This is a genomic window from Amycolatopsis sp. NPDC041971 (genome assembly GCF_055588925.1).
The window spans coordinates 239,383-254,277 of record NZ_JBVJCE010000006.1; the positions used below are offsets into that span (position 1 = coordinate 239,383).

Genomic DNA, 14,895 nt, shown 5'->3' on the forward strand with positions numbered 1-14,895 from the left:
GCTGCTCAGTCGGAGGTCATCCCGGCAGCGAGGAAAGTCCGTGAAGGCCTCCTTGAGGGACTCTGGGTCCCTTAAGGAGGCCTTCACGGACCCTAGATGACTACGTCGTGGCGGGCCGAACGCAGGCCGGTGATGTGCTCCTGAAGTGAAACCACGCTCGTCCGGCCGCGATCGACGGCATCGATCCCTTGCACCGCGGCGGCGAAACCCCGGACGGTCGCGAAACAGGGGATCCCGCGGGCCGCCGCGGCGGCGCGGACGTCAGGTGCCTCGGACAAGGTATCGACGACCAGCACCACCTCGCCCGCCGTCACCAGGTCCACAATGGATGATTCGCGGACGGTCGTGGCCGGTACACCGACGCGGCGGAGGACGTCGCCGGTCCTTTCGGCGGCGAGGATTTCGAAACCGGTGTCCGCCAGTGCCTTCACCGGGAAGATCATCGCCCGGTTGTCGCGGCCGGCGAACGAGACGAACACCCGGCCCTTGGTGGGCAAGGGACCGGAAGCGGCGGCCCGCGTTTTGGCGTAAGCGGCGCCGAAAGCCGAGTCGATGCCCATCACCTCCCCCTGCCTGACCGCGACGGCGGAGCCCGGCGGGAAGCTGCCGCCGTCTCCGACGGCAGGCAGCACGCCCTCGGCACGCAGGTCGGCGATGGCGGCCCCGAGCATCACCCGTGCGGTGGCTTCGGCCAGGGGAACACCCGTGGCCCTCGATACGAACGGGACGGTGCCCCCGGCTCGCGGAGCTGCCTCCAGTACACAAAGGACACCGGATTCGAGCGCGTATCGGACGTTCAGCGGCCCGGTGCTGTCGGCCAAGGCACGAGTGGACTCACGGATCCGGTTGACATCGGCTTGGCCGAGAGTGATCGGCGGCAGCGCGTATACGGTCTCGAAGCGCTCCATGATCCCGCCCAGATACAACTCGGAACCGTCGTACAGCGCATCGACGTCGATCTCGATCGTGTCGCCTCGAAATCGATCCGGTGAAGGAAAGCCGGCGGCATCCGGACGTGTCTCCGTGACGACGACACGGTCAAGGCTCACCTCGAGGTCGCCCAGGGTGCGGCCGAGAGCCAGTTCGGCGACGAGCGCGCTGGACCGGGTCACCCGGGGATCGAATCCGGTCACGGCCGTGCGGCCGTCGCACGGGTCGACGGCGAATCCGACGGTGCAGCCACCGGGGCCGGCGGTCCTCGTCATCTCGACGGCCTTGTCACGTATCCGCTGATACGCCCGGCCGGTCAGTGTCCCGGATTCCTCCCGCAGACAGGTGACGGCCGCCTTCCCCTCGTGGTCGCGCACGAGTTCGAGCTCGAACTTCTCCCAACCGAGCACGGACGCCGAGACCGCGAACTCTTCGCGTGCCAGGATCGCGTCGATGCCGGTGCCGATCAGCTCGACGCCGTAGCGGGTCAGGACACCGGACTCGTACAGAGCGACAGTGGTGTCGAGCGCGGTCTGCCCGCCAAAGGTGAGGAACAAGGCGTCCGGCAGTTCCTTGGCGATGATCTTCTCGACCGTCACAGGGTCGACCGGCTCCAGGTAAGTGGAATCGGCGAACGCCGGATCGGTCGTCGCCGTCGTCAGGTCGCTGTCGACCACCGTGACCCGCAGGCCCGCCGTCTTGAACACCCGGCATGCCGGGGCGGCGTGCCCGATCACCAGAACCGACCGCGGCTCAGGACGCCGCGACATGGGTGTCGTCGGTGACGGGCCAGCGCCTGCCCGCTTCCCAATAGGACTGGACCTCGTCCAGCGACCGGCCCTTCGTCTCCGGAGCGGCGAAGAAGACGAAAATCCAGGCCAGCACGGTGATCGCGAAGAGAACGAGGAAGGTCGACAGGCCACCGATCGTGTTGAGCACATCGAGGAAGAACTGCGCCACGAACAGGTTCGTCGTGAGGTTCGTCAGCAGCATCACCGACGCTCCCATGCCTCGTAGGTGATCCGGGAACCCCTCGGCCGCGAAGACCCACACCAGCGATCCGAAACCGGAGTTGAAGCCGACGATGAAGGTGATGAGTCCGAGAAAGCCCAGCACGCCGGGTGAATCAGTGGCGAAGCCGATCACCAGGAGCGCGTGTCCCAACCCCATCAGGGTGGTACCGGTGAGCAGCACCGGTCGCCGTCCGAACCGCTCGATCGTCAAGGCGCAGCCTAGCGCCGCGGCGGCTCCGGCGAGCTGGACGAACCCTGGCAGGACGAGCAGGCCGAAATCATCGGTGTAGCCGATATGCTGGAAGATTCGCGGGCTGAAGAACACCATCGCGTTGATACCCGTCGCCTGAACGAAAAACCCCAGTGTGACGACGAAGAGTGTGAGTTTGCGATGGCGGCGGGCGAATATGCCGCGGATGGCACCGGTAGGGCGCGAGGTCGCCGAACCGGTCTCCCGTTCGCGCCGTAGCTGTCGCCAGCGGTCGGTCTCGGGAAGCCTCAGCAACCACAGCGCGGCGACGAGGGCGAGGACGCCGGGGATGGCGAGCATCGTCCGCCACTGCCCGCTGTTCGCGAGGAAATAGCCGCCGAAGTAACCCATCGCGATCCCGACGGAGGTCGCCACCTGGTAGAGGACCGCGATGCGCCCACGAGCGCGTGTCGTGGCCGATTCGGCGATGAAGATCGGCGTCGTCACGATGGCGATGCCGATCGCGGTGCCCTGCCCGAGACGGCCCGCGCCCAGCCACAGCGGATCCCCGGCCGTGACGGTCAGGCCGGTGGCCACCAGGTACAGGAACGTCAAGCCGAGCAGGGTTTTGCGACGGCCGAGTGAATTGACGAGCCTGCTGCCCAGGACGGCGCCGAGGATCCAGCCCGCCGCGGTGGCGGCGTACAGCGAGCCTTGCTGGGTGGTCGTGAGCTCGAAATGGTCGGTGACCAACAGCAGCGCGCCCGCCATCGCGGTGGCGTCGTAGCCACAGGTCAGCCCCAGGATCAAGGCGAAGAGACTCACCTTGGTGTCCTGCCCCTGCCGGACGCTCATGCGGGGGCCGCCGCTTTCAGCGCGGTCATCACGGCGGGATGCACAGTGACCGTGGCCAGACAGACTTCGAAGACCTGGTCCGCCTTCGTCAGCGGGTCGGTGAGGTCCAGGGGCCGCCCGTCGAGATCAGTGCAGACCGCGCCGCATTCCTCCAGAACGCACAGCGCCGCCGCCACGTCCCAGATCCGGCAGCTTCGATGCACGAATGCCCCGTAGGCGCCGTCGGCCACCATGCAGATGTCGAAAACGCTGTTGCTCATGCGGACGCCGAGGCACGCCATCCCGAGAGCCGCGGCGAGCCTGCCTTCACCGGCCATTACCTCCGGTGTTCCCTTGTCCATGCCGAAGGCCACGAGCGACCGATCGGGGGATGTGGCCGGGAGTTGCGCGAGGGGACGCCCGTTCCGCGTGGCGCCACGGCCCGACTCGGCGACGTAGACGGTGTCGAACGCCGGCAGCGCGAGCCCGCCGGCGAGGACACCCTCGGCGCCGACCGCCGCGATCATCACCCCGTAGAGCGGGCTGCCCGCGGCATGGTTACTGGTGCCGTCCAACGGATCCACGATCCAGGTGACCTCGTCACCCGATGTCCCGCCGCTTTCCTCTTCCAGGATCGCGTGCCGCGGATACCGTTCCCTGATCCGGCCGGTCAGCAGCGCGCCGATGGCCAGATCGGTGTCGGTCACGAGCTGGTTCACGTCCGCCGGCTTGACCGTCACCTCGCCGGTGCCCCGCATCGCGATGGCCACTTTGGACGCTTCGCGAAGGCAGGTCTCGATGAACTCCGTGAAGCCGGTATCCGGCGGGGTCATGAAGCGACCTTGGCGTATTCCGCGATGATGGGCTGTTCCGGGGTGATCACGGTTTCCGGGATCTCGTCCAGCCCGAAGAACCGCCACGTGCTGTTCTCCGCGGTGTCCAGGACGATGGTGGCGTCCTCCGGCAGCCTCGCCACGTAGGCGGCGGTGATGTTGTAGATCTCGTCGCCGTTCGGATAGCGGTAGTAGTACTCGGCGCCGGAAAAGAGCCCCAGCAGGTTCAGGTCGCCGATCTCGAGCCCGGTCTCCTCCCGGACCTCGCGCCGCCCGGTCTCCTCGAACGACTCCCCAGGCTCCATCAGACCGCCGGGCAGTCCCCAGCCGCCGGTGTCGACCCGCGCCAGAAGCAGGACGCGGTCGGCCGGATCGGTGACGACGACCGAGGTGCCGGGAAGGATCAGCGGCCGGGTGCCGACCAGTTTCCGCAGGTCCGCCACGTAGTCGTTCACGATGCTTTACCGCCTGCTTTCTGTGCTGTCGCGTGTATTTCGCGGATGATGTCGCAGATCTCGTCGACGACCCGCGCCGGCATGTGAGAGTAGAGCGGCAGCGTGATCATGCTCGCGGCCAGTTCCTCGGTGACGGACAGATCCGCGCCCGCGGGCACGTTCCGGTAGGCGGTCTGCTGGTGCAGTGCCGGGCTGAAGTACTTGCGAGTACTGACGTTCTCCTGCCTCAACCGCTCGGCCAGCACGTCGCGGGTCATCCCGAAGCTTGCGGGGTCGACACGGATCCCCAGGTCCTTGTACGAACTCGCGGCCCCCTCCGGAACCGCCTGGAAGTCCAGACCGGGCAGTCCGTCCAATCGGGAGCGATACCGCTGCGCGAGCGAACGCCTGATCTCGAGCCAGCGGGAGAATCGTTTGAGCGCGTGGACGCCCATGAAGCCGGAGACCTCGGTCATCCGGCCGTTGAGCCCGAAGAACAGGCTGTCGTAATCACCGGGATTGCCGTAGTCGCGCGCCGTCCTCAACTTGGCGGCCAGCGCGGCGTCGTTCGTCGTGATCAGCCCGCCCTCGCCGGTGCTGAGGGTCTTGGTCGGGCTGAGGCTGAACACCTCGGCCACTCCCTTGCCGCCGACCATCGTCCCGTCGGGATAGCGGCTGCCGAAGCCGTGTGCGGCGTCGATGATCAGCGGAATACGCCGGGAGTCGCACAGCTCCTGCAGCGACGTGGTGTCACAGGGGACGCCGAAGGTGTGCACCGCCAGTACACCGGCCGCGTCCGGTACGAGCGGGGCCACCGCACGCGGGTCGAGGGTCCAGGTGCGGGGATCCGAGTCGGCGAACCGGACCCGGCTTCCGGCCCAGCCGATGGCGTGCCCGGAAGCCATGAACGTGAAGCTCGGGACGACGACGTCGCCGGTCACCTCCAGGCAGCGGAGCACGAGCAGCAGGCCGGTCGTGCAGTTGCTGACCGCGACCGCGTGACCGACACCAAGGTACGCGCACGCGGCTTTCTCGAATTCCCTTACGTACCGCCCGTTGGTGAGCATGCCCGACTGGAGGATCTCCTTGACGGCCGACTCCATCTCGGCATCGGCCTCCACGGTCGGGCGGACCATGGGCACGAGTTCGGGGAAACGTCCGGGCCGGGTGTCGGTGTTGATCTCGGTCATGGTCAGGCTCCTGAGGAGTGAAGGACGGAAACGCGTGCCTACGCCGAGACCGGGTCCACGCGCTGGGCCACCGCGGTCAAGTAGTTGCTGTACCGGGGCGAGGCGAAGTCCAGGTACTTCCCTTCGCGCATGGCGTCCCGGATCTCTCGCACCGTGTCGATGACCCGGCGGCTCGGTGTGAAGCCCATATCCCGGCGGATGGGGTCGAAATTCACCCGGTAGTTCCGTGGGTCGGTGTGCTCCTCGAGGATTTCCATCCGGACGCCGGCGATCTCCTCGGCGATCAGCTTGCCGACGGAGTCCATGCGGTAGTTCTCCTCGCCGAAGCCACAGTTGTAGATGGTGGGGGCGGCACGTCCGCCGTCCTGGAGGATCAGGCGCACCGCCGTGGCCGCGTCCTCGACGTGCAGGAAGGGCCGCCACTGAGTGCCGCCGTGCACGGTGACGCTGCCGCGCTCCACGGCGTTGGCGGTCATGACGTTGACGGCGAGATCGAACCGCATCCGCGGGGAGAGGCCGTGGATGGTGGCGAACCGCAGCAGGCGGGTGCAGAGTTCGTCGCGCGGCAACGAAAGCAGGTAGTGCTCGGATAGCACTTTGGACTCGGCATAGACCGACTGGGGTGCCATGGGCGACCAGACGTCCACTTCCGCGTCCGCGGTGAAACCGTAGTTGCTGCAGGTGGAGGCGAAGACCAGCGACCGCACCCCGGCCCGGCGGCAGGCCTCGGCGACGCGGATGGTGCCGAGGTAATTGACCTCCCATGCGGCGTCCGTGTCGACCCCGCAGGCGGGATCGCCCACGATCGCCGCCAGGTGGACCACGGCGTCCACGCCGTCGAGTGCCTTGTCCCAGGACCCGGGCTCGAGGACATCGCCATCGACGTAGGTGACCCCGGGCAGTTCGAGTTCCGGGCCGGCGACCAGACCGTTGTCGACGACCACGACGTCGGCGCCGGACTGACAGAGCCGCCGGGTCAGCACCGATCCGATGTACCCACGCCCGCCGGTGATCAGGTACTTCTTCATCGCGCGTTGTCTCCCAGCCTGGCGTCGGCCACCACGATCTGGCCGAGCGAAATGCCGCCGTCGTTGGTCGGCACCTGCTGATGGCAGTACGGGTCGAATCCCGCCGCGCGCAGCTCGACCATGCAGTTGACCAGCAGGAATTCGTTCAGGAAAACACCACCGGAGAGCACCACCTGGCGGGTTCCGGATTCTCGCAGGGCCTGACAGCGGTCGACGACCATGTCGACCACGGCCGAGTGGAACCGACGGCTCACCGTGGCGGAGTCCAGCCCGGCCGCGCGATCCGCGGCGAGCGCCCGGATCACCGGCCGGGGGTCGATCTCCTGTCCGTTCAGGCCGAATCGGTACCGAACTCCCGGCTCGGCCATGGTGAAGTCGCGTTCGAGTAGCCCTTCCAACTCGATCGGCCCCTGTGCTTCGTATTCGGCGTGCGTGGTGATGGCCAGCAACGCGGCGACACCGTCGAACAACCGGCCCATGCTGGAGGCGGGTGGTGCGTTGATCCCTCGCTGCGCCATGGTGGCGAAAACGTGCCGCTGCTGTTCGTCGAGGGTCGCCAGCACCGGAAACGCGTCGAGCGCGGCGGAAGTCTCGCCGAAAGCGTCCAGCGCGAGCGCGAAACCCGTCCGGATCGGTTCGGAGACCGCCTTGTCACCACCCAAAAGCGGCACGGTCCGCAGATGCGCGACGCGGCGGGCATCGCGATAGCCGCCGAGAAGGAACTCGCCGCCCCAGATGGTGCCGTCGTCGCCATATCCGGTGCCGTCGAAGATGACGCCGATGGACTCGCCGCCGAGCCGGTTCTCCGCCATGCAGGAGGCCATGTGCGCGTGATGGTGCTGGACCGTGACAACCTGTTCGAAGGCTTCGCCCTGTTCCTGCAAGGCGAAGCGGGTCGCGCGGAACTGCGGATGCAGGTCGACGGCGGCATGCCGGGGGTGCAGGTCGTGGAGGCGGGCGAGATGACCGACGGCGGCTCGATGCGCCCCGAAGGTCTCGTCGTTCTTGATGTCGCCGATGTGCTGGCTGACGTAGACACGTGAGCCGCTGCTCAACGCCACCGTCGTCTTCAGTTCGGCGCCGTACGCCACGAGCGGCGCCAGTTCGGTGCCGATCTCCACCGGATACGGCGCATAGCCGCGGGACCGGCGGATGAACCCGACCAGCCCCCCGCCGAGTTCCGGATGCTCGGAGTAACGGACGATCGAGTCGTCGACGCGGACTTCGATGTCACGGTCGTTGTAGAGGATCAGGTCGGCGACCGCGAACAACTGCGCCAGCGCGTCCTCGTTGCGGAACACGATCGGGTAGCCGGAGATGTTGCCGCTCGTCATCACCAAGGTGTCCAAGCCGGCGTGGTCGACGAGAAGATGGTGTACCGGCGCGGACGGGAGCATGATGCCGAGATTGGGATTGCGTGGCGCGATCTGCTCCGGCAGGCCCAGGGATCGTTTACGCAGCAACACGATCGGCCGGGCCGGGGAGAGCAGCAGCTCGGCCTCGGCAGGCCGGACCTCGGCGAAACCTTCGACCGTGTCCAGATCCCGCGCCATGACGGCGAACGGCTTGGAATCCCGCCGTTTGCGGGTCCGGAGCCGGGCGACCGCCTCGCCGTCACGGGCGTTGACCGCGAGGTGGAACCCGCCGACGCTCTTGACCGCGACGATCCCGCCCTCGGCGAGCGTGTCCGCGGCCGCGGCGAGCGCTTCCTCTCCCTCCGCCGTTTCGCCGCCGGAGCCGGCCGACAACAGCCGCGGACCGCAATCCGGGCAGGCGTTGGGCTGGGCGTGATACCGGCGGTCCAGCGGGTCCTCGTACTCGCGGGCACACGGGCGGCACATCGTGAAGCCCGCCATCGTGGTGACCGCACGGTCGTAGGGCAGCTCGCGGATGATCGAATACCGCGGGCCGCAGTTGGTGCAGTTGACGAAGGGATAGCGGTACCGGCGGTCGGCCGGATCCCGCAACTCGCCGCGGCAGTCGGCGCAGACGTAGGAGTCCGCGGGAACGACCGTGGTGCGGAGGCCGCCGTGCCTGCTTTCCCGGATGGTGAACCCATCCGGCTTCGCCTCGGCTTCGGGCAGGTCGGTCACCCGGACCACCGTGACCCGGGCCTGGGGCGGCGCCTCCGTGTCGAGGCCTTCGGTGAAGCGGCGTACCTCTTCCGGGCGGCCGGTGACCTCGATCAGCACCCCCTCCGGGTCGTTGAGCACCCAACCGGTCAAGTCGCATTTCACCGCGAGCTTGTAGACGAAGGGCCGGTACCCCACGCCCTGGACCACGCCGGTCACACGGATGCTTCGCCGGACACTCGGATCGCTACTCGGCATCTCGTCACCTCCCGGCTCAGCACAGGCGCGGCAGTTCGGCGCCTTGGAGTTCCTCGACCACGGAGTCCCGTCCGTCCGCGTCGCGCATCAGGACGAGCGGATCCGCGTCCGCCGTCACCTCGCCGATCGTCGTCGCCTCGGCGCCGTACTTGTGCGAGCGGAGCACGGTCAGCACGTCCTGCTCCGCCGCCGGATCGACGAACAAGCACAGACAACCCTCATTGGCGGCGTGAATCGCGTTGATTCCCAGCATGTCCGTGGCCATCACGGTCTCGAACTGAATGGGGAGCCTGTCCTTCTCGAACCTGACGGCGTGCCCGGACGCCCTCGCGTACTCGTGCAGGACGGCGGCCAGCCCACCGCGGGTGACGTCCCGGACCGAGTGCACCGCGCCCTCTCCGACGGTCTTCAGCAGGACGTCCATGAGGCCGTTCAGCGGTGCGCAATCGCTGAGCACACGCTGCTCGAAGCCGAGGCCTTCGCGGATTGAGAGCAGGTGCACCGTGTGATTGCCGATCGGTCCACTGAGGATCACCCGGTCGCCGGGCCGAACATCGCGCATCCGCAGCGGCGCACGCTCGAACACGCCGATACCGGCCGTGTTGAGGTAGATCTGGTCGACCTCGCCCTTGCGGACCACCTTGGTGTCCCCGCAGACGATCTGCACGCCCGCCTCGAGCGCCGTTTCCCGGATCGAGGTGCACACCTGGTGGACTCGGGCCATCGGCAGCCCGGTCTCGAGGATCATCCCGAGGGTCAGGTAAAGCGGCCGGGCGCCGACCACGGCGAGGTCGTTCACCGTGCCGCAGACCGAGATCTTGCCGATGTCGCCGTTGCCGAAGAACGGTGGATCGGCCACGAACGAGTCCGTGGTCATCGCGATCCGGCCGGCGGGAACGGACAGCACCGCGCTGTCCTCCATCTCGCCGATGTACACCTCGCCGAGGGCCTCGACGACGAAGGAGATCAACTCACCGCTGAGCTTGGCTCCACTTCCATGATCGAGAACGACCTCGCCGAGGCCGGTCACCGAGCTTGCCATCGGGCGTCCTTCCTTTCTTCGCGCGAGGGGCCGGAAGCCCGTCGGACTGGGCTCAAGGAAGGGTCTTCACGACCATCCGGGGCAGTTCACCCTTGGTGTCGAGGGTTTCCAAGATCTCCTTCGAGCTCGCGACCGTGGCGCAGTACCCGGCGAGCCAGCTCAGCGACCGGTCGCGGTCCTCGGGTTTGTCCGAGACGACGCATTCGGAGGGAACCCAGACGTTGTAACCGCGGAAGAACGCGTCCGCGGCGGTGGTCTGGACGCAGATCTGGGTCTGAAGCCCGGTGACCACGATGGTCTCGATGCCTGCTTCCTGAAGCAGTTCGTGCATCTTCGTCTCGTAAAAACCGCTGTCCTTGTTCTTCTCCACGATGACGTCACCCTCACCGAGGAAGGCGGGCAGGATCGCCGCGCCCTCCGTGTCGCGTTGCAGCGGGAGGGTGCCGTCCGCCCTGCGGTTCGCGTTCGGGTCGTCGGGCAGGTTGATCAGCTGCAGGTGGTAGACCGTGTGCCCCCGGCGCCGCATCTCGTCCAGGAAGGCGATGTAGTGGGGCTGCGCGTCGGCCATCACCGCCGTGCGCTCGGGGGTCAGGTAGACCACGTCACCCTGGAGATCGTTGGTGAGAACGGCGATTTTTCCCATGACAGCTCCTTGCCTAGAGGAATGACCGATGGAGAAATTACGCACGGAATCATGCGGAGGCGATCGAGCGGGCCGACCCAAAAGGCCTTCCCGAGAATGGCGCAAAAACGAGTCCCGTCAGAAGACCCGCTCCCCCAGTGCCCCCTCTTATTCGAATACCCACCCAGATCGCCGGCACTCAGAATCCGACGACACCTTTGTTTACTCAGTGGAACTCGCCCTGTCAAGCCCTCGGTTTCACTCGAAAAGATCATTTGCGCCGACGGCTGTGAATTCCATGGAATTCAGCTTCACGAGGTACGGATACGTGCTCCGGCGACGGTCGATCCAGGACGCCGAGAGCTCCGAATTCCGCAGCAGCACAAAGGATCAAGGCCGAGGAGACTGGCCTGCCATCCCCTGGGATCGTGTGTGTTGAACCGTCTCGCCGACTGCGAAACCGGGCGTCCGCTGCGACATATGCGGCGATTCGTTACCGCGAATGGCTCATTGAGCATTTCGTTGCCATGCTCGTCGCGACGAGATCACTCGACTTTCGCCATCGAACGCCGAAGAAGGAGCGCTACGACATGCGCACCCTGGCTGGAGTGTATTTCTGTCGCGGTTTCGAAAATAACGGCGAACCCGGACGGCTTCGTGTTATGTCCAATGCGTTATTCAGGTCAGGGTGCCAGGACACGGCGGCTTCACAGGCGAAGGGGTCGTACATGAAGGCCCCCTTCTTGCACCTAGGCGCAAGGAAGGGGGCCTTCATGTACTGGAAACGATGCGAAGATCGAGTTTCCTCGGCTGAGGTCAGCGCAATTCGCTCATGGCCGGGGGATGTTGCGAAGGTTGGCACGGGCGAGGTCGATCATCCGGCCGACACCACCTTCGAGGACGACCTTGCTCGCGGCCAACGCGAATCCGCCGAGCTGCCCGGCGGTGATGTGCGGCGGGACGGACAGCGCGTTCGGATCGGTCACGACGTCCACCAGCGCGGGACCGTCGTGGCTCAGCGCTTCCTTGAGAGCCGCGCGCAGCCGGGTCGGGTCGGTCACCCGCTCGGCTCGCAGACCGGCACCACTGGCGATGGCGGCGAAGTCGACCGGTCGGTGGTCGGTCTGATAGTCGGGCAGGCCGTCGACCAGCATCTCCAGTTTCACCATGCCCAGCGAGGAGTTGTTGAACGTCACGATCTTGACCGGAAGGTCGTGCAAGGCCACGGTGAGCAGTTCGCCGAGCAGCATGCCGAGTCCACCGTCGCCGGACATCGACACGACCTGACGTCCCGGGTAGGCGAACTGCGCGCCGATGGCGTGCGGCAACGCGTTGGCCATGGTGCCGTGCAGGAACGACCCGATGACCCGGCGGCGCCCATTGGGTGTGAGGTACCGGGCCGCCCACACATTGCACATGCCGGTGTCCACCGTGAAGATCGCGTCGTCGGCGGCGAGTTCGTCCAGCAGGTCCGCAGCGAACTCCGGGTGGATGGGAACGTGTCGTTCGACGTTTCGGGTGTAGGCGTCGACGACCTGCTCCAGGGTCTTGCAGTGCTCACGCAGCATGCGGTCCAGGAACGTCCGATCGGTCTTGCGTCGCAGGAGCGGCCGCACGGCTCGCAGTGTCTCCCGTACGTCGCCGTGCACCGCCAGTTCCAGCGGGGTGCGACGGCCGAGCCGGGTCGCGTCGTGGTCGACCTGCACGGTCCGGGCCTGGGGAAGGAAGGAGTCGTAAGGGAAATCGGAGCCCAGAAGGAGTAGCAGATCGGCATCGTGCATGGCCCGGTAGCAGGCGCCGTAGCCGAGCAGCCCGCTCATTCCGACGTCATAGGGGTTGTCGTACTGGATCCATTCCTTGCCGCGCAGGCTGTGGCCGACCGGTGCTTGGACGGTCTCGGCCAGTTCCATCACCTCGGCGTGCGCGCCTCGCACGCCGGCTCCGGCGAACACCGTGACGGTTTCGGCCTCGTTGATCAACTCGGCGAGCCGTGCCACCTGGGGGTCGGGCGGCATGACCGTCCCGTGTTCGGTGACCGGCACCCCGCTACCGGTGGGCTCCGTGGCCTCGAGCTGCGCGACGTCGCCGGGCAGCACCAGCACCGACACCTCGCCGCGGGACAACGCGTGCTGCATGGCGATCCGCAGCACCCTGGGCATCTGAGCAGGCCGGCTGATCTGCTCGCAGTAGCCGCTGCAATCGACGAACAGCCGTTCGGGATGGGTCTCCTGGAAGAACCCCGTCCCGATCTGGCCGGACGGGATGTGGGAGGCGAGCGCGAGCACCGGAGCACCGGTGCGATGCGCGTCGTAAAGACCCTGCACCAGATGCGTGTTGCCGGGACCGCAGCTGCCGGCGCACACCGCGAGCTTTCCGGTCAGCTGGGCCTCGGCGGCCGCGGCGAACGCGCCCGCCTCCTCGTTCCGTACGTGCACCCAGTCGATGCCCGGGGTACGGCGGATGGCGTCGACGACGGGGTTGAGGCTGTCTCCGACCACGCCGTAGATCCGTTCCACCCCGGCCTGCACCAGGACTTGGACGAACTGCTCGGCGACGTTGAGCTTGGCCATCACGACCCCTTCGATACTCCGGCGGTGGGACTGCCCTTCATGATCCACGTGAGGGCCCCGCCTCGCAGGACCTAGCCGAGCTCGGCTGTGGAACCGACCACGACCGCGTAGAGATCACCGATCGTGGCCAGGGCGGAACGATGCTGTTCCGCCGCGGTCACCGGGCCGGCGACGGACGGGAGCGCACGCGTCGCACAAGCGGCCGCCACCACGGTCGGGGCGTTTCCGCGCAGGAACGCGCCCTCCGCGGTGAACGTGACACACATATGGGTCATGAACCCGGCCACGACGACGTTCGGATGCCCGGCCGCGTCGACCAATTCCCCCAACCGGGTGCCGACGAACGAGTTCGGCGCGGTCTTCACCACGACCTCCTCACCCGGGGCGGGGGCGACCCGTTCGTGGATCCGGCCGATGTCCTGCTGAAGGTCGTACGGGCTGCCCTCGCCGCCGTCGTGCAGGACGTGAATGATCGTCGCGCCCTCGGCACGGGCACGCGCCAGCAAGGCCGCCGCCTCGTCGAGCGCCGCTTCCCAGCCGTCGAGTTCCATCACGCCACGCGTGTAGGTGTTCTGGTAGTCGACGAGGATCACCGTCGCGTCCGCGAGGGCCGCGGGAGTCGTCGGCAGGGTGCTGATCTCGCGGAGAGTGGTGCTGGTCATTTTGTTTCCTTCGCTTTCCGTCGGTACGGCTACCATCGTGGCTGACCCGATTCGATACCGAGATACGGATTCGGGTCGGCTCTGGTCGAGATCGGCCGACATCCGCGAGAGGAGAGATCTATGAGTGCTCCGCATGTGGCCGTCCTGGCGTTCGAGCGGGTCAGCCCGTTCCACCTCGCCGTGCCGTCGCTGGTGTGGGGACCCGAGTCTCCGGCGGGTGACATGGAGCCGTGGCCGATCACGGTCGTCGCCGTCGAGCCGGGCCGTCTCGAGACCAGCGGCGGTTACGCGATAGACGTCCCCGCGGGGCTCGACGCGCTCACGAAGGCCGACATCGTCGTCGTGCCGTGGTGGTCCGACCCGGAAACCCCGACACCTTCGCCCGTCTCCGCCGCTTTGCGCGCCGCGCACGAACGCGGCGCACTCGTCGTCGGACTCTGCCTGGGGGTCTTCGCGCTCGCGGACTCCGGCATCCTCGACGGGCGCGCCGCGACCACCCACTGGAAGTGGGTCGAAACGTTCCGGAGGCGCTTCCCCGCGGTGGAACTGCGTCCCGAAGAGTTGTACGTCGACGAAGGCGACGTCGTGACCGGCGCAGGTGCGACCGCCGGAATCGACACCTGTCTTCATCTGCTCGCCCGTACGGCCGGTCAGGTCGTCGCGAACGGCGTCGCCCGCCGGATCGTCGCCGCGCCGCATCGCCCTGGCGGTCAGGCCCAGTTCATCGAGCTTCCCGTGCCCGCGCAGGACGAGGATCCGCTGACCCAGGTGATGAACTGGGCTCAGTCCCATTTGGACGTACCGCACACCATCGACGGACTCGCCGCCCGGACACATATGAGCCGGAGCACCTTCACTCGCTCGTTCCGTGCCCGCACCGGGACCACCGTTCACAACTGGCTCGTCGCACAACGCCTCGCGCGGGCCCGGCACCTTCTCGAAACGACCGCCCTCGGTATCGACGCCATCGCCGCGCAGTCCGGTTTCGGCACGCCCGCCCGTCTCCGCGAGCACTTCGCCGCCGCGCTGGGGACCACACCGACCCGCTACCGGGTCGAGTTCTCCGGCGGTATGCCCACCTCACTCGCCGCCTCCGTCCGGTGAGGAATCCTTTTCCGCACGCGACCGGAAAAGCGGAATCATTGTTTCCGCGAACCGGCGAAGCTGTGCGAGCCTGGAAAGAGTCGTGCTCTACACTTGCTTTTCGCATCGGTGAA

12 protein-coding genes are annotated in these 14,895 nt (G+C 67.1%); 1 reads left to right on the forward strand and 11 read right to left on the reverse strand.

What is annotated here, in order from left to right; all coding sequences use genetic code 11:
- Positions 1-92: 92 nt before the first annotated feature.
- The 11 genes from ACZ6DT_RS15520 to ACZ6DT_RS15570 form a co-directional block, all read right to left on the reverse strand.
- Positions 93-1,700, reverse strand: a complete 1,608-nt coding sequence (locus tag ACZ6DT_RS15520; RefSeq protein ID WP_465594548.1) for a carbamoyl phosphate synthase preATP-grasp domain-containing protein — start codon at positions 1,698-1,700, stop codon at positions 93-95.
- Positions 1,684-2,988 (reverse strand): MFS transporter, encoded by a 1,305-nt coding sequence (locus ACZ6DT_RS15525; RefSeq protein ID WP_465594551.1) that lies wholly within the window; start codon positions 2,986-2,988, stop codon positions 1,684-1,686. Before ACZ6DT_RS15525 ends, ACZ6DT_RS15520 begins: the two co-directional genes overlap by 17 nt.
- The gene (locus ACZ6DT_RS15530) at positions 2,985-3,800 is read right to left on the reverse strand and encodes an inositol monophosphatase family protein (protein WP_465594554.1); all 816 of its coding nucleotides are present in this window, start codon (positions 3,798-3,800) and stop codon (positions 2,985-2,987) included. The genes ACZ6DT_RS15525 and ACZ6DT_RS15530 overlap by 4 nt, the downstream gene beginning before the upstream one ends.
- Positions 3,797-4,255, reverse strand: a complete 459-nt coding sequence (locus ACZ6DT_RS15535) for an NUDIX hydrolase (protein WP_465594557.1) — start codon at positions 4,253-4,255, stop codon at positions 3,797-3,799. The genes ACZ6DT_RS15530 and ACZ6DT_RS15535 overlap by 4 nt, the downstream gene beginning before the upstream one ends.
- Positions 4,252-5,424 carry a DegT/DnrJ/EryC1/StrS family aminotransferase gene (locus tag ACZ6DT_RS15540; protein ID WP_465594560.1) on the reverse strand — a complete coding sequence of 391 codons (1,173 nt, stop codon included), beginning with the start codon at positions 5,422-5,424 and terminating at the stop codon, positions 4,252-4,254. The genes ACZ6DT_RS15535 and ACZ6DT_RS15540 overlap by 4 nt, the downstream gene beginning before the upstream one ends.
- 38 nt (positions 5,425-5,462) lie before the next feature.
- Complete coding sequence (locus ACZ6DT_RS15545; protein ID WP_465594563.1) at positions 5,463-6,452, reverse strand: NAD-dependent epimerase/dehydratase family protein; 990 nt, start codon at positions 6,450-6,452, stop codon at positions 5,463-5,465.
- Entirely contained in the window at positions 6,449-8,782 is a 2,334-nt protein-coding gene (gene hypF / locus ACZ6DT_RS15550; protein ID WP_465594566.1) for a carbamoyltransferase HypF, read from the reverse strand. The genes ACZ6DT_RS15545 and hypF overlap by 4 nt, the downstream gene beginning before the upstream one ends.
- Positions 8,783-8,798: 16 nt before the next feature.
- Positions 8,799-9,824, reverse strand: a complete 1,026-nt coding sequence (gene hypE, locus ACZ6DT_RS15555; protein ID WP_465594569.1) for a hydrogenase expression/formation protein HypE — start codon at positions 9,822-9,824, stop codon at positions 8,799-8,801.
- Between the two features lie 52 nt (positions 9,825-9,876).
- Entirely contained in the window at positions 9,877-10,467 is a 591-nt protein-coding gene (locus ACZ6DT_RS15560) for a cysteine hydrolase family protein (RefSeq protein ID WP_465594572.1), read from the reverse strand.
- An 809-nt stretch (positions 10,468-11,276) separates the two neighbouring features.
- Positions 11,277-13,016 (reverse strand): pyruvate dehydrogenase, encoded by a 1,740-nt coding sequence (locus tag ACZ6DT_RS15565; RefSeq protein WP_465594575.1) that lies wholly within the window; start codon positions 13,014-13,016, stop codon positions 11,277-11,279.
- 71 nt (positions 13,017-13,087) lie between these two features.
- Positions 13,088-13,678 carry an isochorismatase family protein gene (locus ACZ6DT_RS15570; RefSeq protein WP_465594578.1) on the reverse strand — a complete coding sequence of 197 codons (591 nt, stop codon included), beginning with the start codon at positions 13,676-13,678 and terminating at the stop codon, positions 13,088-13,090.
- 120 nt (positions 13,679-13,798) lie between these two features.
- On the opposite strand from ACZ6DT_RS15570, the gene ACZ6DT_RS15575 reads away from it, so the two are divergent.
- Positions 13,799-14,782 (forward strand): helix-turn-helix domain-containing protein, encoded by a 984-nt coding sequence (locus ACZ6DT_RS15575; RefSeq protein WP_465594581.1) that lies wholly within the window; start codon positions 13,799-13,801, stop codon positions 14,780-14,782.
- Positions 14,783-14,895: the final 113 nt, after the last annotated feature.

Bases quoted from the DNA above. Each gene is read 5' to 3' on its own strand.
- ACZ6DT_RS15520 (WP_465594548.1), bottom strand. From the start codon at position 1,700: ATGTCGCGGCGTCCTGAGCCGCGGTCGGTTCTGGTGATCGGGCACGCC.
- ACZ6DT_RS15575 (WP_465594581.1), top strand. From the start codon at position 13,799: ATGAGTGCTCCGCATGTGGCCGTCCTGGCGTTCGAGCGGGTCAGCCCG.
- ACZ6DT_RS15560 (WP_465594572.1), bottom strand. From the start codon at position 10,467: ATGGGAAAAATCGCCGTTCTCACCAACGATCTCCAGGGTGACGTGGTC.
- hypF (WP_465594566.1), bottom strand. From the start codon at position 8,782: ATGCCGAGTAGCGATCCGAGTGTCCGGCGAAGCATCCGTGTGACCGGC.
- ACZ6DT_RS15565 (WP_465594575.1), bottom strand. From the start codon at position 13,016: ATGGCCAAGCTCAACGTCGCCGAGCAGTTCGTCCAAGTCCTGGTGCAG.
- hypE (WP_465594569.1), bottom strand. From the start codon at position 9,824: ATGGCAAGCTCGGTGACCGGCCTCGGCGAGGTCGTTCTCGATCATGGA.
- ACZ6DT_RS15545 (WP_465594563.1), bottom strand. From the start codon at position 6,452: ATGAAGAAGTACCTGATCACCGGCGGGCGTGGGTACATCGGATCGGTG.
- ACZ6DT_RS15570 (WP_465594578.1), bottom strand. From the start codon at position 13,678: ATGACCAGCACCACTCTCCGCGAGATCAGCACCCTGCCGACGACTCCC.
- ACZ6DT_RS15530 (WP_465594554.1), bottom strand. From the start codon at position 3,800: ATGACCCCGCCGGATACCGGCTTCACGGAGTTCATCGAGACCTGCCTT.
- ACZ6DT_RS15540 (WP_465594560.1), bottom strand. From the start codon at position 5,424: ATGACCGAGATCAACACCGACACCCGGCCCGGACGTTTCCCCGAACTC.
- ACZ6DT_RS15525 (WP_465594551.1), bottom strand. From the start codon at position 2,988: ATGAGCGTCCGGCAGGGGCAGGACACCAAGGTGAGTCTCTTCGCCTTG.